Genomic DNA, 20,942 nt, shown 5'->3' with positions numbered 1-20,942 from the left:
GCGTGGCCCCCATTGGAAGGCTGCCGCGGGCTTAATCGCCGCCTCTGGTGGATTTGACTCGAATGGTTGAGATCAACGCGTATCCCGTGGGCGTCTTGAGTTCGGTGGTTACCGGTTCAACGCGAAAGGACCGATGCTTATTGAGGAAGGGTTCGACCCACTCGTGATGGTCGCGAAAAAAGATAAGTTCTTCTCCGCACCTGGCAATGGCTTGATTTATAGCGCGGACTTCGTTCCGGGAAGGCGTCAGCAGGCGACAACGAAAAGCCTTGAATGTCGTGTCCATATTTTGATCCCGCGCATCAAGATCGGGGCGAATACGCAAAGCAAGGTCGGGAGCTAGCGGCACCAGCCTGTTGATGATTCTTGGATCGTTAGACGTCTCAATTCCGTTTGCGAAATCGCTAGTAAAGAAGGGGCTATCCTTGGCGTATTCGTTAACAACAATATCCCAGGCGGAATTCCCCCAGATGTTCACCCGCTCCATGATTCCATTGATGCCGAGGGCTTGAGGGTACTTCTCGTTGATGGTTGTTTTGATGACCGCACTCTCGATCAACTCGGTATAGCTCTTGCCTCCGAGAGCTTCCGGCGCTCTCGGAATCTCTCCCGATGCGTCGAGGATCTTGCCGGTGGCTTCAACCGTGCTCCTCAAAGGTCCCGAATGTAGCCGCATTGCTGCCGGCGAGCAGCTCGTTACGTAGGCGGCGAAGCCGGCAACCACATGGACAGTATCACGACTCGGTTTTCCAGTTCGCAGTTCTGCGATTGCGGGATTGTAGTTGGGTTCGACTGTTTTCAAGAATTCTTCGATGGCTCGATCGTTCAGCAGATATTCGTTCGTGCTGCCGTTTTGCACGCGGCAGACATCTTTTGAACTGCATGGGAAAACATGGCCGTCGCGCTTGCGAAAGCCGTGCATCTGCTTTCCATCAAGTTCAGGCGAATAGAACTGCCGCAGATGAACCTGTGAAACGTAATGATCGAGAGGCATGGCGGGTTTTGTCAGAGAATTTCAGAGGGCGGGGCCTCAAAACAATTAGGCGACTCAACCGGACTATAATTTTAGGCATACCGGCTTGCTCAACGAATAAAAGCTCGGGCTGAGAGCGGCGCTTTTCGTTAAACCGCGATGGCCGTTATCGTCGTCATATTCTCGACGACGTAGCGAAGCCGCTCAGCTGTTTCCTGTTGGCTCGAATGCTGTAGACAGGGACGCAACGATAATTCTCTATCCACATTTGATTACGGTGATAGTGCACTCTTTATGTTGCCGGATATCGCAGATGCCATGTCGCAGATAGCGCAGGCCGCGCGTTGGGCAACGAGCGCTTCTTCCACTGCCCCTTGCGACTGACCAGCTATGGTTCATGTGGAGTTTCGACACTCTCACCGCGCTCCCGACCGGTTTTATACGCAGATCGCGAAATGATGATAACGCGCCTGCCGCAGGCGGGAGGCGCCAATCCGTGATGTCTGCTTAAGCCCTGCCGCACCGTTGGTACAGTTGGGTGGGCTCGAACCACCGACCTCCTGTTCCACAGACAGGCGCTCTAACCAACTGAGCTACAACTGCATCCTTGCGAGCCGCCCGGGGGCGCCCTTGATAGGGCCGAGAACCATGGGGGGCTGGACGGGGCGGAAACTAGGTGCAACGGGCGTTTTTGGCAAGGCCGCAAACAGACGAAAAACCGGGGTAAATCACCCTCAGCGCAATGAAATCAGGCTTGATGGCGACCGCAGCGAGGTTGCGCTCCCCTCGCCCGCTTGGCGGCGACACTCCCCGTGAGGAGAGAGCCCTCTCCCGGCCTCTCCCGCAGGCGGGAGAGGTGAAGAAAAAACCCGGGCTTTAGGCCCGGGTTCTTAATTCAGACGTCCCGGCCGGATCAGGCGGCGGGGTAGAGCTTCGCGGCGGAGGCCTTGATCGGCTCGGCGGCGGCAGTGGCAGCGCGCTGGGCGATCTCGGCGAGCTCCCGGGCCTGGGCCTGGAAGGTCTCGAGCTGCGCCTTGGAATGGTTGGTCCACAGCGCGAACGCATCCTGCGGCGCCTTCACGCTGAACAGCTCCTGGGTGAAGTCGAGATGGGCCTTGGTGTTGGCCTTCGCGAACTCCATCAGCTTGGCGGTGTATTCGCTCACGCCCTTGTGGGCGGAAGAGAACACGGCCTCGACGGTGCCGTTGTGGGTCTCGGCGGCGTCCTTGAACTTGGCGTAGTTCTCGCGGGCCTGCGACACGCCCTTTTCGGCGAACGCACGCATCTGCTCGGGGACCTCGAACGGAATGATCGAGGCAGAAAACGGATCAGTCGCACCTGTCATGGTTTGTCCCTCACACTAATGAAAAAACGGAGTGAGCCTTCAGGCGCGCCCGCCGGCCAACCGGGTGACGGGTGCGAAGACTGGAAACACGAAACGAATGATGGCTCGCCCAGCGCGGGGACCATGGCTGCCTAAAATGTCAACATTGTGCAACGCAACGGGTTTGGAGGGTGCATTGCAAAATTTAATCTCGGGGAGGATGAGGTTCCCGGGCAGGGGAACCGGTGGTTGAGGGGGTTTGCGACGGCCAGCAGCGCTCTCTCCGTTCCCTCCCCCTTGTGAGGGAGGGTCAGGGAGGGGGGTGCCACACGGGGATTCTGTCCGTCGCGCTCTGGGCCTCGGGGCAACGACTGAGACCTTTTGCTGGGCTTACCCCTCTCCCTAGCCCTCCCCCACAAGGGGGGAGGGAACGCAGTTGGGGTGGGGCGCTAGCTCGGCTTGATGCGATCGACCATCCGCACGCGCGAATCCTGCGGATGCAGCGCCGGCACGCCTTGCGGGGTCGGGGACATTAAGGTTATCGCGGCTTTAGGCCTTGCTCCGTAGGCTTGGGACGTGGACCTGCCCGCGGCTGCGGGCGATACTAACCCTTTCTTAAGGCTGCCATTCCCGGCAGCCATGCGCACAAGCGGGACGCGAAGCCGGTCGGATGACGAGTTCGGATTTCCAGTTGCGAGGCGTGGGCGATCCCCGGCTGGCCGTGCACGCGACCTCGCCGCTGCCCGCCTGGCTCTGGTCGATCGACGGCACGCGCGTGCTCTGGGCCAATCCGGTCGGGGCAAGACTGTTCGGCGCGGCCAATGCCACGGCGCTGGCGGAGAAGATTTTCGGCCCCGCCGACAGCCACCGCCGCCAGATCATCCGGCTTGCCGGCCGGCTGCCTGCGAACGGCGCGATCCGGCTCGAACGGCTGCGCGGCTTCGGCGCGCGGCTCGGCACGCTGATGACCTGCGCCTGTGCCCGGCTGGACTTCGCCGATGGCGGCCGCGCTGTGCTCGTTACCGCGATGGACCCGGGCTTGCGCACCATGCCGCTGGTCGAGCGCCTGCTTCGTCTCGTCGACGGCGCCAAGACGCCGATGGCGGCGTTCGCGCCCGATGGCCTGTTCGTCGGCGCCAGCGAAACGGCCCGCACCCTGCTCGGCTTCCGCGATCTCGGCGAAGCAGGCCTCGAACAGGCGCGTAGCGACGCGCTTCGCCAGGGTCGCGCCGAGACGCCGATCGGCATCGGCCAGATGGTGCTGCAGCGGGTCGGCAGCGGGGCCAATGTCGGCCTGGTCGCGCTGATCGAGCCTGCCGTGCAGCAGGCGGCGGCTGCGACTGATGACGTTAAAGCCGGGGCCGCTGAAGAGGTCGCGCGCGAACACATCGTTCAGCCTGAGCCCGCGCCGCCCCCTGCTCCCGCCCCCGTGCCGGAGCATGTGCAAGCCGCGCCGTCGCACGAAGCGCCATCCGAAATCGCGCTGTTCGACGCCTTTGCCGAGCCGGTCGACGCGCCGGAAGCAACGATCGCGCACGAACCGCCCGCGCGCGAGCCGGCCACTGAGATCGTCTCGATCCAGCAAGCCGTCGAGCAAGCGGCCGAGGCCGCGCCAGAAACTCCGGTTGAAAACTCGGCCGAAGCCATGGTGTCGCCGCAGGCCGCGCCGACCGTAACAGGCATGGTCGAGCCGCCGTCGGGCCACGAAGAGCCGCCCGCACCGCGTCAGCATCCGCTGCGCTTCCTCTGGAAGGTGGATGCAGAGGGCCGCTTTGTGCTTCTCTCCGACGAATTCATCCGCCTGATCGGTCCGCGCACGGCGGCCGGCTTCGACCGCCCCTGGCGCGAGATCGCCGACACATTCGCGTTCGACCCTGAAAGCCGCGTGGCGCAGGCGCTGGCGAGCAAGGACACCTGGGCCGGGATCACCGTGAACTGGCCGGTCGATTGCGGCGAGCATCTGCCGGTCGAGCTTGCCGGACTTCCGGTTTACGACGGCGACCGCAACTTCGCGGGCTTCAGGGGATTTGGGGTCTGCCGCGATCTCGACGGTCTCAACCGGCTCGACGCGCTCAGGCGTTTTGAGCTGCTGGCCGAACCGCAGGCGCCGCAAAGCCTGTCCGCCGATATGGTCGAACCCGAGCTAGAGGCGCCGCCTCCGCCGATCGAACCGCCCGCGCCTGAGCCTGAGCCTGAGCCTGAGCCTGAGCCTGAGCCTGAAGCTAAACCGCCCGAACCCACAACCGACGCGAATTCACATCCAACCGATCCGGAAACCCCAGTGGAAACGCCTCCCAATGTCCTGCCGTTCCGCGCGCCCGGCGACACGCGATCGCCGACGCTGACGCCGGTCGAGAACAGTGCGTTCAACGAGCTTGCCCGGCAATTGTCCGAGCGCCTCGAGCGCGACAAGGAAACCATCGCGGCATCGGCCGAACCGCCGGATGCCGAGATCACGCCCGAAGCGCCGACGCCGGAGCCCGAGCCCAAGTCTGAGCCTGAGACGCCGCACGCGCCGGCCGAATGGCTGACCGCGCCCGCGCCGCCGGCGCACGGCCACAGCACGCGCGACCGCGCGCTGCTCGACCTGCTGCCATCAGGCATCATGATCTATCGGCTCGACCGCCTGCTCTACGCCAACCCGGCGTTTCTCGCGCGCATGGGCTATGCCAGCCTGAGCGAGCTGGAGAACGCCGGCGGGCTCGATGCGCTCTATGTCGAGCCGGGCGTGTCCGCGGCCAGCAGCACGTCGCAAGCAGGCACGCCTGTCACGATCAGCGCGACGCTCGCCAATGGCGAAGCGCCGCTGCCGACCACCGAGGCGCATCTGCACGCGATCGACTGGGACGGCGAGAGCGCGCATGCGCTGATCTGCGCGCTGCCGCAAGCTGCACCCGCTGCGCCCGTCGTTGCGGAGACCGTGATCGCAGAGACCATTGTCCCCGAGACCTTCCCGCCCGAGCCCGACGTCGGCGAGGCGGACGCGGAAGATCTCGCCGCGATCCTCGACACCACGGCCGAGGGCATCGTCATGTTCGATGCCGAAGGCAACATCCACGCCTGCAACCGCAGCGCCGAGGCGCTGTTCGGCTATGACGGCGAGACGCTGATGCAGCAGAATCTGGTGACGCTGTTCGCGCCGGAGAGCCAGCATGTCGTGATCGACTATCTCGAAAACCTCAAGAGCCAGGACATCGCGAGCCTGCTCGACCACGGCCGCGAGGTGCTGGGGCGCGAGAAGAAGGGCGGCGTCATTCCGCTCGCCATGATCATGGGCCGCACCCGGCCCGACGGCCCGAACTTCTTCGCCGTGTTCCGCGACCTCTCGCACAGCAAGCAGGGCGAGAGCGAGCTGACGCAGGCGCGACGCCTGGTCGACGGCGCGGCCAATGCCAAGGCCGACATGCTGGCGCGGATCAGCCACGAGATCCGCACGCCGCTCAACGCGATCATCGGCTTTTCGGAGGTGATGATTTCGGAACGCTTCGGCACGCTCGGCAACGAGCGCTACGGCGAGTACATGAAGGACATCCGCGCCTCCGGCGAGCGCGTCATCGCCATCATCGACGACCTGCTCGAGCTGTCGCGGATCGAGACCGGCAAGCTCGACCTCAACTTCGCCAACCTCAACCTCAACGATCTGGTCGAGGCCTGCGTGGTCGTGATGCAGCCGCAGGCCAATCGCGAGCGCATCATCATCCGCACCTCGCTCGGCCATGCGCTGCCGCAGGTGAGCGCGGATGCGCGCGCGATGCGGCAGATCACCATGAACCTGATCTCCAACTCGATCCGGCTCGCCAGCGCCGGCGGCCAGGTCATCGTCTCGACCGCCCTCACCGACCGCGGCGAGGTCGCACTTCGGATCCGCGACACCGGCCATGGCCTTACCGAGCGCGAAGTCGCCGCCGCGATGGAGCCGTTCCGGACGCCACCGCCCGGCGACGCCGAAGACAATTCGGCGCTGAGCCTGTCGCTGACCAAGGCCCTGGTCGAAGCCAACCGCGCCCGGTTCAACATCAAGAGCGCGGCGAACTCCGGCTCGCTGATCGAGGTGGTGTTCGCACCGGCGCTGGCGCAGGCTTGAGGCCGCAAGACGGGATCGGCCTTTAGGGTTCGTGCAGCCTCACGCTGCGCGCACGGTGTCCAAGAACCTGCTCACCTCGAGCTTGAGCCGATTGCTGTCGTTCGAGAGTGACTGCGCCGCGGAGAGCACCTGGGACGAAGCCGAGCCGGTCTCGGTCGCGCCCTGCCGCACGCTGCTGATGTTGGCGCTGACCTGCGTGGTGCCCGCCGCCGCGTTCTGGACGTTGCGCGAGATCTCGCTGGTCGCGGCGCCCTGCTCTTCCACCGCGGCCGCGATGGTGGAGGAAATTTCGGACAGGCGTTCGATGGTGCCGCCGATGGTCTTGATCGCGCCGACCGAATCGTTGGTTGCGGTCTGGATGCTCGAGATCTGCTGACCGATGTCGCCGGTCGCCTTCGCGGTCTGCTCGGCCAGCGCCTTGACCTCGGAGGCGACCACGGCAAAGCCGCGTCCGGCCTCGCCCGCGCGAGCGGCCTCGATGGTGGCGTTCAGCGCCAGCAGGTTGGTCTGGCCCGCAATCGCATTGATGAGCTCGACCACGTCACCGATCCGTGCGGCCGCGCGCGACAATTCGCTGACGCGATCGTTGGTCTGCCCGGCCTGATCGACGGCCTCGCCGGCCATGCGCGCGGAGGCCTGTACCTGGCGGCTGATCTCGTTGACCGAGGCGGTCAGCTCCTCGGCTGCGGACGCCACCGACTGCACGTTCGTGGCGGCCTCTTCCGAGGCGGCCTCCACCAGCGTGGCCAGCTCGGTCGACCGGCTCGCGGTCGTGGTCAGCGACGTCGCCGACGCCTCGAGCTCGGTCGCCGCCGACGACACGGTCTCGACGATCTCGCCGATTGCCCCCTCGAAATTGTCGGCCATCCTGATCATGTCGGCGCGGCGGCGCTCGGCGGCGAGCTTGTCCTGCCTGATCTTCTCGTCCGCTTCCTCGCGCGCCTTCCGTTCGGCATTGACCTTGAACGTCTCGACCGCCTGCGCGATCTCGCCGATCTCGTCGGGACGCCCGAGGCCGGGCAGGACGACGGCGAAATTGCCGTTGGCAAGCTCGATCATCGCCGCCCGCATCGCGGACAGCGGTTTCGAGACCGAGCGCCCGATGAAGACGCCGAGGCCGAGCACGCCGGTCGCAATCAGCGCAATGGCAACGCCGATCCACGATTGAATGCTGTCACGCTCGGCGTCGTTCAGCCGGTCGGCCTCGACACGAATCTGGTCGACAGACTTCGAGACCTGTTCGATGACGGGTTCGACCGCCGAGAAGGCTTCGGACATGCCCTTCAGCTCGGCCGCCAGCTTCAGCGCGGTCTCCATCCATGCCGAGAAGTCGCGCTGATAGTCGGCGAGCTTCGCGCGCAGCTCGGCCTTGGTCTTGTCGGGCATGGCGGAGGCATCGACGCTGCCTGCGAATTCGGATGCGCGCTGCTTCATGTCGTCGCCATATCTGGCGTCGCGACGCAGCATGAAGTCCTTCTCGTGCCGGCGCATCATCAGCATGATCACCTTGAGCGACGAATCCTGAAGCTGATCGACCTTGCCCTCGATGTCGTGGACCGAGGCCCGCAGCCGTCCTTCGAGACCGGACTTCTCATCGAGGCCGAGCCGTCGCCGCTCCTCGAGCACGGCGGCGAAACGCGCCTGATAGGTCTTGAGCGATGCGTTCATCGCGTCGATCCGCGCGGCGAGTTCAGGCTTGCCGAGGGCTGCGGTCTTGCCGCGAAGCGTCTCGATATCGAGCGCCACCTGCTTGCCGATCTCGGCCTGGCGCTGCGCCTTGGCCGGATCGCTGCGCAGCAGGAAGTCCTTCTCGGCGCGGCGCGCCTCGAGCAGCTCGATCGCGATCCTGTTGTTCAGCTCGAAGACGGTGCGCGCATCCGCGGCGGCGTCGCGATAGACGCCCATGGCCCGCTCGCCATAAAGGTGAATGCCGCCGATCAGGACGACGCCGATGACGCCGACGATGCCGATCGCCGTGATCTTGTGGGTGAGGCGAAGTGAGAGTGACCGCATCGGACGATAGACCCTGTGGAGGTTGATGCGGTTGATGAAAGGATAATGCCTAAAAACTTCCGTTAATTTGCGGGCACGTACGAATACGTACATTTGCCACAATGTTCGCCTCTATGCCCAGTGGCGTGCACAAGCCGGATTCCAAAAAAGAAGCACGCCGCTTGTGGCGCCGTGCTTCCCGCTCGGTGAGACTTCGCCTCAGCTGTAGATTTCGAACAGTCCCGCGCCGCCCTGGCCGCCGCCGATGCACATCGTCACGACGCCCCATTTGGCCTTGCGGCGCTTGCCTTCCTGAAGGATGTGGCCGGTGAGACGCGCGCCGGTCATGCCGAACGGGTGGCCGATCGCGATCGAGCCGCCGTTGACGTTGTACTTGTCGGGATCGATGCCGAGCTTGTCGCGCGAATAGAGACACTGGCTGGCGAAGGCTTCGTTGAGCTCCCACAGATCGATGTCGTCGATCTTCAGGCCATGACGCTTCAACAGCTTCGGCACGGCAAAGATCGGGCCGATGCCCATCTCGTCTGGCTCGCAACCCGCCGCCGCCCAGGCGACGAAGCGGCCCATGGGATTGAGGCCGCGCTTCTCCGCGTCCTTGGCTTCCATCAGCACCACGGCCGCGGCACCGTCCGACAGCTGGCTGGCGTTGCCCGCCGTGACGAACTTGCCGGGGCCCCTGACCGGCTCGAGCTTGGCGAGACCTTCCAGCGTGGTCTCGGGCCGATTGCACTCGTCGCGGTCGACGACGTAATCGACGATCGACTCCGCTTTGGTCGCCTTGTCGACCACTTTCATCTTGGTCTTCATCGGAACGATCTCGTCCTTGAACTTGCCCGCCTGCTGCGCGGCGGCCATGCGGCGCTGCGATTCCAGCGAATACTCGTCCTGATATTCACGGCTGAGATTGTAGCGCTCGGCGACGATGTCGGCGGTGTCGATCATCGCCATGAAGATCGCCGGCGCCGTCTTGAGCAGCTCGGGATCGATCGATTCTTTCGGAGTCCCGCCGCCCGGCATTGAGATGCTCTCGACGCCGCCTGCGACGATGCAGTCGGAACCGTCCGAACGAATCGAGTTGGCGGCCATCGCGATGGTCTGGAGACCGGACGAGCAGAACCGGTTCACCGAGACGCCCCCGGTCGATTTCGGCATTCCTGCCAGCAGCGCGGCCTGGCGGCCGATGTTCGGCGCGCCATGGGCGCAATTGCCGAGATAGCAATCCTCGACATAGTCCTTCTCGACGCCGGCGCGATCGACCGCGTGGTGGATGGCGTGGGCCGCGAGCGACATCGGCGGGGTGATGTTGAACCCGCCGCGGCCGGATTTCGCGAGGCCCGTGCGTGCATAGGAAACGATGACGGCTTCACGCATTGTTTTCTCCCTTTTCGAACGATTTTGAACGGAGCGTCGGTCGACGTCTTCTCGGCGCCATTGGTACACAATGTCCAGCGGTCGCGGGAGAAATAAAAGCGCCGCCCTCGCGAGAGGGCGGCGTTGTTCCGCGGGTCGGAATATGTCGGCGTATCAGAACGTCAGCGCCTTGACCTGCTTGACCTGCGGCAGGGCCTGCACCTTGGCGAGCAGATCCGCCGGCACGGCACCGTCGACCTCGATCAGTGCGATGGCATCGGAGCCCGGCGCAACTCGGCCGAGATGGAAGGTCGCGATGTTGATCTTGGCATCGCCGAGCAGGCTCGCGAACTTGCCGATGAAGCCCGGCTTGTCCTCGTTGGTCACGTAGATCATCGACTTGCCAAATTCAGCGTCGACGCGGATGCCCTTGATGTCGACCAGGCGCGGCTTGCCGTCGGCATAGACCGTGCCCGAGACCGACCGCTCCTGCCGCTCGGTGGTGACCGTGACGGTGATCAGGCTTTCATAGTCGCTCTGGGCGGCGCGGACGATCTCGTCCACCACCATGCCGCGCTCCTTGGCGACGACGGGCGCGGAGACGACGTTGACCTCGCCCAGCATCGGCCGCAGCAGGCCGGACAGCACGGCGGAGGTGATCGCCTTGATCTTCATCTCGGCGACGTGGCCCTCATAGGTGATCTCCACCTTGAGGATGCCGCTCTCGGTCAGCTGTCCGGCGAACGAGCCGAGCTTTTCGGCGAGCGCGATGAACGGCTTCAGCTTCGGGGCCTCTTCCGCCGTGATCGAGGGGAAGTTGACGGCATTCGAGATCGCGCCGGTGAGCAGGTAATCCGACATCTGCTCGGCGACCTGAAGTGCGACGTTCTCCTGCGCCTCGGTGGTGGACGCGCCGAGATGCGGCGTGCAGATCACGTTGGGATGACCGAACAGCACGTTCGCGGTGGCGGGCTCCTCGACAAAGACGTCGAAGGCGGCACCTGCGATGTGCTTGGAATTCAAAGCGTCGACCACGGCCTGCTCGTCGACGAGGCCGCCGCGGGCGCAGTTGATCAGGCGCACGCCCTTCTTCATCTTGGCGATCGCGGATGCGTCGATGATGTTCTTGGTCTTCTCGGTCAGCGGGGTGTGCAGCGTGATGAAGTCGGCACGCTTCAAGAGATCGTCGAGCTCGACCTTCTCAACGCCGATGTCCCTGGCGCGTTCCGGCGACAGGAACGGATCGAACGCGATCACCTTCATGCGCAGGCCGAGCGCGCGGTCGGCGACGATCGAGCCGATGTTGCCGCAGCCGACGACGCCGAGCACCTTGCCGGTGATCTCGACGCCCATGAAGCGGTTCTTTTCCCATTTGCCGGCCTGGGTCGAAGCGTCCGCCTGCGGAATCTCGCGCGCCAGCGCCAGCATCAGGGTGATGGCGTGCTCGGCGGTCGTGATCGAATTGCCGAACGGCGTGTTCATCACGATGATGCCCTTGGCCGTGGCGGCGGGAATCTCGACGTTGTCGACGCCGATGCCGGCGCGGCCGATCACCTTGAGGTTGGTCGCCTTCTCGAGGATCTTCGCGGTCGCCTTGGTCGCCGAGCGGATCGCGAGGCCGTCGTAATTGCCGATGATCTCGGCGAGCTTGTCCTTGTCCTTGCCGAGGTTGGGCTGGAAGTCGACCTCGACACCGCGGTCTTTGAAGATCTGTACGGCGGCGGGAGAGAGCGCGTCGGAAATGAGAACTTTGGGTTTGGTCATGGGAATGTGTCCTCTGCCTTCCTCAAGGGAAGGGCCTTAGACCGGATTGGATGAATGTCTCGGAGCACTTCTCCCTCCCCCCGTTCTTACGGGGAGAAGCGAAGAAAGAAACCTACGCTGCCTTGGCGAGCGCGGCCTTGGTCTCGGCAAAAGCCCAGTCGATCCACTGGGTCAGCAGCGCGACATCGCTGGCCTCGACGGTGGCGCCGCACCAGATCCGCAGGCCGGCGGGCGCATCGCGGTAGTAGGCGAAGTCGTAGCCCGCGCCTTCCTTCTCGACCAGCGCCACCAGCTTCTTGGAGAAGTCGGCCTGCGCGTCCTCGGAGAGCGAGGTGATCGCGGGATCGGTGAACTTCAGGCACACCGAAGTGTTGGAGCGGATCGCGGCGTCCTTGGCGAGGAAGTCGATCCAGGGCGTCTTCGCCTTCCAGTCGGCGAGCACCTTGGTGTTGGCGTCGGCGCGCGCGATCAGCGCCTTCAGGCCGCCGATCGACTTGGCCCAGTTCAGCGCGTCGAGATAGTCCTCGACGCAGAGCATCGACGGCGTGTTGATGGTCTCGCCGACGAAAATGCCTTCGTTGATCTTGCCGCCCTTGGTCATGCGGAAAATCTTCGGAAGCGGCCAGGCCGGCTTGTAGGTTTCGAGCCGCTCCACCGCGCGGGGCGACAGGATCAGCATGCCGTGCGCGGCTTCGCCGCCGAGCGCCTTCTGCCAGGAGAAGGTGACGACGTCGAGCTTGGCCCAGTCGAGGGGTTGTGCGAACGCGGCCGAGGTGGCGTCGCAAATGGTCAGGCCTTCGCGGGTCGCGCTGATCCAGTCGGCGTTCGGCACGCGCACGCCCGAGGTGGTGCCGTTCCAGGTGAAGACGACGTCGGACTTCGGATCGACCTTGGAGAGATCCGGGAGTTCACCGTAAGCCGCGTTGAGCTTGGTGACGTCCTTGAGCTTCAATTCCTTGACGATGTCGCTGACCCAGCCCTCGCCGAAGGATTCCCAAGCGAGCGTGGTGACGGGCCGCGCACCCAGCATCGACCACAGTGCCATCTCGACCGCGCCGGTATCGGACGCCGGCACGATGCCGATGCGATAATCGGCGGGCACTTCGAGCACCTCGCGCGTCAAATCGATCGCAAGCTTGAGCTTGGTCTTGCCGACCTTCGCGCGATGCGAACGGCCGAGCGCTGCGTCCTTGAGATTTTGGGCATCCCATCCGGGGCGCTTGGCGCAGGGGCCGGAGGAAAAATGCGGCACGTTCGGCCGCGAAGCGGGCTTCGCTACAGTCATCGTCTACCCTTCCAGATAGTAAGCCTCCCGTTGGGGGGAGGTGTCCCGCCGCGGCTGATACGGGAATCGGGAAGACCAGTCAAGGAAGTTCCGGGGCCTCACGCGCGAGTGATGGCGCCTCCGGTGCGATTTTAGGGGATTCGACCACGGCCAGCGCGTTCAACAAGTCCGTGGCATCGTTGATCAATTGCGCGGCGCGGCGGCGGCTGCCGACTTTCAAAATGCATTTGTCGTTGGCCTGCACGACGTAGTCGTTGCCGACCTTGATCATCGAATAGCTTGTCATCGAAATCCCCGAACCGATCGAGCCCGGTTTCGACGTCCCGTAGCACCGTTCGTTCCCTAGCCAACGTGAACGCCGTAGCGGTGGTTTATCAGCTCTTAATATGAACGTATGCGCGATCCGATTTCGCTGATCGCGCAACGCTCATTGTCGTACTGCGTCAAAAGCGGACAGTCATGCCGACGTGACTCGCCGTGAACCCAAGCCGCTTGTAGAAGCGCTGCGCATCTGTTCGCGTCTGATGCGTCAGCAGCTCGACCAGATTGCAACCGCGCGCTTTCGCTTCCGTCACCGCCCATTGCACCAATTGCTCGCCGATGCCGCGGCTACGGCAATCGGAAGCGACGCGGACGTCTTCGAGCAGACCGCGCAAGCCGCCTTGCGAGCTGAGACCCGGCAGGATCGCGAGCTGCAGGCAGCCGACCACCCTGCCCTCGCTCTCGGCAACTACGAGCTGGATATTTTGATCGCGCTCGATCCGCGCGAATGCCTCGTAATAGGACGCAGGCAACGGGTCTTCCACGCGCTCGCGTGCGCTCCCGAGATGATCGTCGGCGAGCATCGCCACGATCGCAGCAACATCCTCACGGCGCGCGGGACGAATGGAAACGGATTCGGTGTTCATTGAGTTACTCCTGCCTCAGCGCGCCTAACGCACCTTGGGAAGCCCGAGAAAGGTCTCGGCTTCGCCGATCCAGCGGCGGATGGCGGCATAACGACCGAGATCGAAGCCGCCTTCATGCGCGACGCGCGTATAGGCAAGCAGCGAGACGTCGGCGAGCGAAACTGCATCGCCGGCGAAGAAGCGGCTTGCCGCCAGATGCTGCTCCATGCGATCGAGCGCCGCATAGCCGCGCTTGACCTTTTCAGGGTCGAGCTCGGAGGCGTCCCTGCCGAGATAGACGAGCTGGAAGCGGCACACCGCGATATAGGGCTCGTGGCTGTATTGTTCCCAGAACAGCCATTCGTCCATCTTCGCGGCAGTGAAGGCATCGCGCGGAATGAGCGCACTGTCGCGCGCGAGATAGCGGATGATGGCATTGGATTGCGCCAGCGTGCGACCTTCGTCGAAGGCCACCGTCGGCACCTGGCCGGCGCCGTTCATCCTCAGGAATTGCGGCGTGCGGCTTTCGCCCTTGCGAGTGTCGATCTCGATCCACTGATAGGGCAGCGCGAGCTTATCGCAGACCCACTTCACCTTCAGACAATTGCCGGAATTGGTATCGCCGTAGATCTTCATCGCTACTGCCCCGTCTTCCGGCAACAGAGCATCAGGACGAGGCAAACCTGTCAACCGACGACACCGCAGTGCCTTCAGAACTTGTAGCCGAGGCCGGCGCGAACGGTGTTGATACTGGTGTCAACCGATGACGTGAAGCGAACGTATTCCCACTCCGCCCGCAGAAACAGGCCTGCACACAGCATCGCATCGACACCAATACCGGTGGAGTAGCCATAGATCAGGTGACTATAGAGACCATCTGTGGCGGACAGATTGACATTGATTGTTTGAAAGGGCGCCGACTGGTTGAACTGAGTCCCGGTGATCTCGGCAGTCTTGGTGATGTTGGCTTGCCCAAGTGCAATGCCTCCGAACAGATAAGGCAAGAAAGAGCCGACGGCGTAGCCGCCGCGAATGCGGAGCGTTCCCATATCTGAGATCGCTATCGAGCTCGTGCTTTTGTACGTGATGTCGTCCAGAAAACCCAGAGGATCGACAAAGGAGCGCCCCATGGTGCCGGTCGCCGAGCCGCCGAACTTGCCATGTATGTAATTGACCTCGACGCCGAGCACGACATCGTCCCATTGCCCGTTGTAACCGGCGAAGGCGCCATAGCCATGACCATGTGATGACACCTTGCCGCCGCCCACTGGCCAGCTCGATACCTGTCCGCCGGCTTCGATCGAAGTATTGGCAAGCAACGCAGCCGCAACAGTTCTAGTAGAACCGGTGAAATTCATATCGGATGTCCCGTAGCTTCCCTGGGCGCCGATATAGCTTCCTTGCCAGTTGACGTTGGAGTTGCTCAAGCCGTCTGTGAAGCCGCCGCGCAGGATCGGCAGGTCAGAGAGATCAGCCGCGTGCGCCGCAGAGATCGTCCCCAACATCGCCGCCGCCAACAAAAGCCTACGCATCGAACGCTCCATCGAACTCGAACTTTCGCTCGTGATCATGGCTCGTTAACCTTAACCAATGGTTGCGTCGGAGCCTTTCGTCGCCGTTCGCCATGAAAAATACGCAAAGCAAAACGGCGCGGGATGATCCCGCGCCGTTAAGAAATCCTAACCGATCAGGCTGACGATCAGCCCTTGGTGACGAGCGGCGGCATGTAGGCCGGCGGGCTGTCGAGATTCCAGCGCACGCCAAGCTTCAGGTCGTGCGAGGTGATGTCCTTGAACTTGAAGACGTTGCCCGTGGTTCCCCCGGTGTAGGTCGACAAAACACCGGTTTGCCCCTCACCCATATCGACATAGCTATAGGCAAGTTCGAGGACGAGGTTGGGATTGACCTTGTATGCGAGACCCGCGTGGGCAGCCCACGCCAAGTTCCACTTCGAACCGGTCGGTGCGCTTGAGAAGCTCGCGGTCGAGAACGCAAGATCGTTGATGCCGGTGTCGGTGAAGTTCGAGATGGAGACGCGTGCGCCGCCAACGCCCGCGCCGATGAACGGCGTGATGCACCACCAGGTGCCCAGGTCGACATACGCGTTCGCCAACACCAGCCATTCGGACTTGGATGCACTGTAATTGTCGATCCCGCTGTAGGGCACGCCGCCCGCGGTTCCGGTGAAACGATCCGTTCCCTTGAAATTCGAATTGCCGCGATACTGCCCGGTCACGTCCGCGCGGAACCAATTGTTGAACCGGTAACCCGCGCCGAGCCCAAAGATGCCGGCCGTGTCGAACGACGCCTGCTGATTGAACGAGGTGAGCTGCGAATAGGCGGACTCGCGACCGTAGTGGAGATCGCTTGTCTTCTGATTGCTGAAGCCGACGTCGCCGCGCAGATACCAGCCACCGAAATCGGCGGGCGGAGCCGGGGGCGCGTACATCGGAGGGGGCGCCGCGATCGGCATGTCGGCGGCGAACGCCATCGATGAGATCAGGGTTGCCGCACCCGCGGCAAGGAGAGACTTAACGCTACGCATTGGCTTCGTCCTTTTGGCCGGTGAGGCAAATACGGCGCCTCACGTTCTGGAAACTCACGGCCCGGACGATGCCAGCAAATGTTTAAGCGCCACTTAACCCTAATTTTTAAGGTTGATTTTTTCTAACTGCACACGCGCGTGCGGCGCGAGCGTTGCAAAAATGCAGCGCAAATACGACGCCGTCGCCGCATTTCCTAACGATGTATGAAGCCGCGTTGCAGCAAGACAGGATGTGTTAACGCGCGTGCCGCGGCAGCTTGGGCAGGAACACCGCAAGCAGGCCGATCGCCGGGAGGTAAGCGCAGACCTGGTAGACGAACGCGATCGAGGTGTGGTCGGCGAGCTTGCCGAGCACGGCGGCGCCCAAGCCGCCGATGCCGAAGGCGACACCGAAGAACACGCCGGAGATCATGCCGAAGCGATGCGGCACCAGCTCCTGCGCGAACACGATGATCGATGACGTCGTCGAGGAGATGATCAGGCCGATGATCACTGATAGCACCGCGCTCGCATAGAGCCCGGCATAGGGCAGCGCCAGCGTGAACGGCAGCGCCCCCAGGATCGAGATCCAGATCACGATCTTGCGGCCGAAGCGATCGCCCAGGGGACCACCGAGAAAAGCGCCGACCGCGTTCGCGGCGAGAAAAATGAAGAGATACATCTGCGCGGCTTGCGTCGACACGCCGAAGCGGTCGATCAGATAAAAGATGTAGTAGCTCGACAGGCTCGAGACGTAGAGCTGTTTCGAGAACAGCAGCGCGACCAGCACGAGGAGCGCAACGACGACGCGACGCGAGCTCGGCGCGTCGGGATGGGCTTGAGCGACCGCGGTCTTCTTCGCCTTGATCTGCGGTTCGTACCAGCGGCCGATGCGCCAGAGGATGAGGATCGCGAGGAAGGCGATCGAGGAGAACCAGGCGATGCTGCCCTGCCCGAACGGCACGACGATGAGCGCGGCGAGCACCGGTCCCATCGAGGTGCCAAAACTGCCGCCGAGCTGGAACACCGATTGCGCAAAACCGTAGCGGCCGCCGGAGGCGAGCCGCGCGATGCGTGCCGATTCCGGGTGAAACACCGCCGAGCCGAGGCCGACCAGCGCGGCGGCGACGAGGATGACGAGATATTGGTGGGCGGCACTGAGCAGCAACAGACCGAAGAAGGTCGAGGCCATGCCGATCGACAGCGAATAGGGCTGCGCCTTCTTGTCGGTGTAGTGGCCGACCACCGGCTGGAGCAGCGAGGCCGTGAACTGGAAGGCCAGCGTGATCATGCCGATCTGCGCGAAGTCGAGTGCGTAGGTGTCCTTCAGGATCGGATACACGGAAGCGATCAGCGACTGCATGGTGTCGTTGAGAAAGTGCGAGAAGCTGATGCCGGCAAGCACGACATAGGCCGGCCCTGCGGCCTTGGCGGCGGATGCCACGTCGCTGACGATGACGGGCTCGGTCAGCGTTTCCTCTGAGACGACGACTGGCTTGTTCAATGGAGCATCCCGGCCGGCGCGGCAGATTGCCGCGACAAGCTAGTTACGCTGCGCGCGGCGAGCGATCCACCGCCAATCGTCGATGGCTGGGATGCGCTTCGCTCTTCCCGCCTGAGGGAGTTCGTAGCCCGGATGGAGCGCAGCGCAATCCGGGGCCGTTCGCCTGTTGCACGATTCCCGGATTTCGCTGCGCTCCATCCGGGCTACGATCGTGCTTCGCGATGCGCCTTAAGCCGCGGCCTGCCCGAGTGCGGAAACGATGGTGTCGACGACGTCCTCGACCAGGATGCGATCCTCACCCTCGCCCATGACGCGGATCACCGGCTCGGTGCCGGAGGAGCGGATCAGCAGGCGGCCGTGGCCGTTGAGCCGCTGCTCGCCGTCGGAGATCGCCGATTTGACGTCGGAATTGTCGAGCGGCTTGCCGCCCTTGTGACGGACGTTCTTCAGGATCTGCGGCAGCGGATCGAAGCGGTGGCAGACTTCCGACACCGGCCGGCGCAGCTTCTGCACCACGGCAAGCACCTGCAATGCGGCCACGAAGCCGTCGCCGGTGGTGGCGTAGTCGGACAGGATGATGTGGCCGGACTGCTCGCCCCCGAGATTGTAGCCGCCGTTCAGCATCTGCTCGAGCACGTAGCGATCGCCGACCGGCGTGCGCACGAGATCGAGCCCCTGCGCATTGAGGAAGCGCTCGAGCCCGAGGTTCGACATCACGGTGGCGACGATGCCCGATCGCGACAGCCGGCCGTCTTCCTTCCAGCTCTGCGCGATCACCGCGAGCAGCTGGTCGCCATCGACGATGTGGCCGCGCTCGTCGACCAGGATGACGCGATCGGCGTCACCGTCGAGCGCGATGCCGATGTCGGCGCGCATCTCGCGCACCTTCTTCGACAGCGCTTCCGGCGAGGTGGAGCCGCATTCCTTGTTGATGTTGAAGCCGTCGGGCTCGACTCCGATCGCAATCACGTCGGCGCCCAGCTCCCACAGCGCTTCCGGTACCACCTTGTAGGCGGCGCCGTTGGCGCAATCGACCACGACGCGCAGGCCGTCGAGCGACAGATCGCGCGGCAGCGTGCGCTTGGCGAATTCGATGTAGCGATCATGCACGCCATCGATGCGGCGGGCGCGGCCGAGGCTGGCGCTCTGGGCAAGACGCTTGTCGATGGGCTCGTCGAGCAGCTGCTCGATCTGCTTCTCGACGTCGTCGGAGAGCTTGAAGCCCTGCGGGCCGAACAGCTTGATGCCGTTGTCCTCGAACAGGTTGTGCGACGCGGAGATCATCACGCCGAGATCGGCGCGCATCGACTTGGTCAGCATCGCGACCGCCGGTGTCGGCATCGGGCCGACCAGCAGCACATCCATGCCGACCGAGGTGAAGCCCGCCACCATCGCGTATTCGATCATGTAGCCGGACAAGCGGGTGTCCTTGCCGATCACGACCCTGTGGCGGTGGTCACCGCGCTGAAACGCCAGGCCTGCGGCCTGGCCGACCTTGAGCGCGAGCTCCGGCGTGATCAGCCCGTTGGCGCGGCCCCGGATCCCGTCCGTCCCGAAATATTTGCGGCTCATATCGTCCCCCACGCGACAACCAGGGATCCCAAGACAACCTGCGGGTGCCCTGGCGGGACCCGCATCCCTGATTTGCTGAGGTCTTATAAAGCCATCGCGGCTAACTTGGCTTCAAAAAATATGATGAATCATTACGGAACCGGACGTACCCCGGCCCCGATAACGCCTTGTTAACGTTATATTTCCGGTGAGGACGCCGGAACAGGGCGGAACCGCGCCTAGTCCGAGCGCTTCACATGGCCGTCCCCGCGGCTCGGCGCCGGCTGGGTGACATTGACGGGATCGGAGCCCGGAAAGGTCTCTTCCAGACCTTCTTCCAGCGCCTCCTCGAGATCATGCTTCTCCTTGATCTCCTCCGGCGTCGGTCCGGTGTGCGGCCTGGTCATGGCGCCCTCCTCCAAAAGATTTTCAAACGATTTGGCTGTGCATCCAACCATGCTAGATGACCCCTCGATCTTCCGATGCAAGAGTCTTCCAGTACAAGACTCTTGATAGAAGACGGGCCGGGGAAACGTTCATGAAGCACATCACCTGTATCGACGATCTTCGCACACTGCATCAGCGCCGCGTGCCGAAGGCGTTTTTCGATTATTGCGACCGCGGCTCCTACGCCGAGGAAACGCTGCGCGCCAACCGCGATGACATGCAGGCCATCAAGTTCCGCCAGCGCATCCTGGTCGACGTCTCCAAACGCGACACCGCGACCACGATCCTCGGCGAGCCCTCGACCATGCCGCTGATACTGGCGCCGGTAGGCCTGCTCGGCATGCAGCATGGCGATGGCGAGATCCATGCCTGCCGCGCCGCGCAAGCCGCCGGTATCCCGTTCACGCAGTCGACGATGTCGATCTGCTCGATCGAAGACATCGCGGCCAGTGTCGAGAAGCCGTTCTGGTTCCAGCTCTACGTGATGAAGGACCGCGGCTTCATCAAGGAACTGATCCAGCGCGCGATCGCGGCGAAATGCTCCGCGCTGGTGCTGACAGTCGATCTCCAGGTCATCGGCCAGCGCCACGCCGACATCAAGAACGGCATGACGGTTCCGCCGGAATGGTCGCTCTCGAAGCTGATCGACTTTGCCACCAAGCCGACCTGGGTGTCGGGCGTGCTCCGGGGCAAGCGCCGCACCTTCGGTAACATCGCCGGACATGTGAAGAACACCGGGGATCTCAATCGCCTCGCCGAGTGGACGGCGTCGCAGTTCGACACGTCGTTGAACTGGAAGGACGTCGAGTGGGTCCGCAGCATCTGGCCGGGCAAGCTGATCATCAAGGGCATTCTGGACGTCGAGGACGCGGAGGAAGCCGCCAAGACCGGCGCGCAGGCTCTCGTCGTATCGAACCACGGCGGCCGTCAGCTCGACGGCGCGCCGTCATCGATCGAGGTGCTGCCCGAGATCGCCGAGGCGGTCGGTGACAGGATGGAGATCATGTTCGACGGCGGCATCCGCTCCGGTCAAGACGTGATGCGTGCGCTCGCGCTCGGCGCAAAGTCCTGCATGATCGGCCGCGCTTACGCCTATGGCCTGGGCGCCGGCGGCCAGGCCGGCGTCGCCAAGGCGATCGACATCATCCAGAAGGAGCTGCTCACCACCATGGGCCTGTGCGGCGTCAACAGGATTGACGAGATCGACGAACATATCATTGCGATGTGAACCGCAGC

General features: G+C 63.5%; 16 protein-coding genes and 1 tRNA gene. 2 read left to right on the top strand and 15 right to left on the bottom strand.

All coding sequences use genetic code 11. The features are described from left to right. Positions 1-31: 31 nt before the first annotated feature. The 3 genes from ABIB91_RS10630 to ABIB91_RS10620 form a co-directional block, all read right to left on the bottom strand. On the bottom strand, positions 32-994 hold the full coding sequence (locus tag ABIB91_RS10630) for a DUF4238 domain-containing protein (RefSeq protein ID WP_354169308.1): 963 nt from the start codon (positions 992-994) through the stop codon (positions 32-34). Positions 995-1,499: 505 nt separating this feature from the next. Further along, a tRNA-His gene (locus tag ABIB91_RS10625) sits at positions 1,500-1,576 on the bottom strand. Positions 1,577-1,886: 310 nt separating this feature from the next. After that, complete coding sequence (locus ABIB91_RS10620; protein ID WP_007596705.1) at positions 1,887-2,318, bottom strand: phasin; 432 nt, start codon at positions 2,316-2,318, stop codon at positions 1,887-1,889. A 649-nt stretch (positions 2,319-2,967) separates the two neighbouring features. Between ABIB91_RS10620 and ABIB91_RS10615 the strand changes: the two genes are divergently transcribed. Further along, entirely contained in the window at positions 2,968-6,381 is a 3,414-nt protein-coding gene (locus ABIB91_RS10615) for a PAS domain-containing protein (protein WP_354169305.1), read from the top strand. Between the two features lie 39 nt (positions 6,382-6,420). On the opposite strand, the gene ABIB91_RS10610 is transcribed toward ABIB91_RS10615, so the two are convergent. From ABIB91_RS10610 to ABIB91_RS10555, 12 genes are all read right to left on the bottom strand, one after another. Next, complete coding sequence (locus tag ABIB91_RS10610; protein WP_354169303.1) at positions 6,421-8,394, bottom strand: methyl-accepting chemotaxis protein; 1,974 nt, start codon at positions 8,392-8,394, stop codon at positions 6,421-6,423. Between the two features lie 198 nt (positions 8,395-8,592). After that, positions 8,593-9,765: a thiolase family protein gene (locus ABIB91_RS10605; RefSeq protein ID WP_275172497.1), complete on the bottom strand. Its 1,173-nt coding sequence runs from the start codon at positions 9,763-9,765 to the stop codon at positions 8,593-8,595. Between the two features lie 153 nt (positions 9,766-9,918). Beyond that, complete coding sequence (gene serA / locus ABIB91_RS10600; protein ID WP_204512347.1) at positions 9,919-11,508, bottom strand: phosphoglycerate dehydrogenase; 1,590 nt, start codon at positions 11,506-11,508, stop codon at positions 9,919-9,921. Between the two features lie 112 nt (positions 11,509-11,620). Then, a complete protein-coding gene (locus tag ABIB91_RS10595) occupies positions 11,621-12,793 on the bottom strand; it encodes a phosphoserine transaminase (protein WP_354169300.1) in 1,173 nt (390 codons plus the stop codon). A 79-nt stretch (positions 12,794-12,872) separates the two neighbouring features. Beyond that, a complete protein-coding gene (locus ABIB91_RS10590) occupies positions 12,873-13,064 on the bottom strand; it encodes a hypothetical protein (RefSeq protein WP_245286332.1) in 192 nt (63 codons plus the stop codon). Positions 13,065-13,236: 172 nt separating this feature from the next. Continuing rightward, entirely contained in the window at positions 13,237-13,701 is a 465-nt protein-coding gene (locus ABIB91_RS10585; protein WP_354169298.1) for a GNAT family N-acetyltransferase, read from the bottom strand. Between the two features lie 24 nt (positions 13,702-13,725). Next, positions 13,726-14,316 carry a glutathione S-transferase family protein gene (locus tag ABIB91_RS10580; RefSeq protein ID WP_354169296.1) on the bottom strand — a complete coding sequence of 197 codons (591 nt, stop codon included), beginning with the start codon at positions 14,314-14,316 and terminating at the stop codon, positions 13,726-13,728. 74 nt (positions 14,317-14,390) lie between these two features. Then, entirely contained in the window at positions 14,391-15,212 is an 822-nt protein-coding gene (locus tag ABIB91_RS10575; protein ID WP_354169418.1) for an outer membrane protein, read from the bottom strand. A 167-nt stretch (positions 15,213-15,379) separates the two neighbouring features. Then, on the bottom strand, positions 15,380-16,225 hold the full coding sequence (locus ABIB91_RS10570) for an outer membrane protein (protein WP_007596720.1): 846 nt from the start codon (positions 16,223-16,225) through the stop codon (positions 15,380-15,382). A gap of 235 nt (positions 16,226-16,460) precedes the next feature. Beyond that, positions 16,461-17,708 (bottom strand): MFS transporter, encoded by a 1,248-nt coding sequence (locus ABIB91_RS10565; protein WP_007596721.1) that lies wholly within the window; start codon positions 17,706-17,708, stop codon positions 16,461-16,463. A gap of 228 nt (positions 17,709-17,936) precedes the next feature. Next, positions 17,937-19,280, bottom strand: a complete 1,344-nt coding sequence (gene glmM / locus ABIB91_RS10560; RefSeq protein ID WP_007596723.1) for a phosphoglucosamine mutase — start codon at positions 19,278-19,280, stop codon at positions 17,937-17,939. A 218-nt stretch (positions 19,281-19,498) separates the two neighbouring features. Beyond that, the gene (locus ABIB91_RS10555; RefSeq protein WP_007596725.1) at positions 19,499-19,666 is read right to left on the bottom strand and encodes a hypothetical protein; all 168 of its coding nucleotides are present in this window, start codon (positions 19,664-19,666) and stop codon (positions 19,499-19,501) included. 131 nt (positions 19,667-19,797) lie between these two features. On the opposite strand from ABIB91_RS10555, the gene ABIB91_RS10550 reads away from it, so the two are divergent. Further along, a complete protein-coding gene (locus ABIB91_RS10550) occupies positions 19,798-20,934 on the top strand; it encodes an alpha-hydroxy acid oxidase (RefSeq protein ID WP_007596727.1) in 1,137 nt (378 codons plus the stop codon). The last annotated feature ends 8 nt before the right edge of the window (positions 20,935-20,942 follow it).

Origin of the sequence: Bradyrhizobium sp. JR4.3 (genome assembly GCF_040547695.1) — a bacterium.
GTDB lineage: Bacteria > Pseudomonadota > Alphaproteobacteria > Rhizobiales > Xanthobacteraceae > Bradyrhizobium > Bradyrhizobium canariense.
This window is presented reverse-complemented; position numbering and strand designations above follow the sequence as displayed.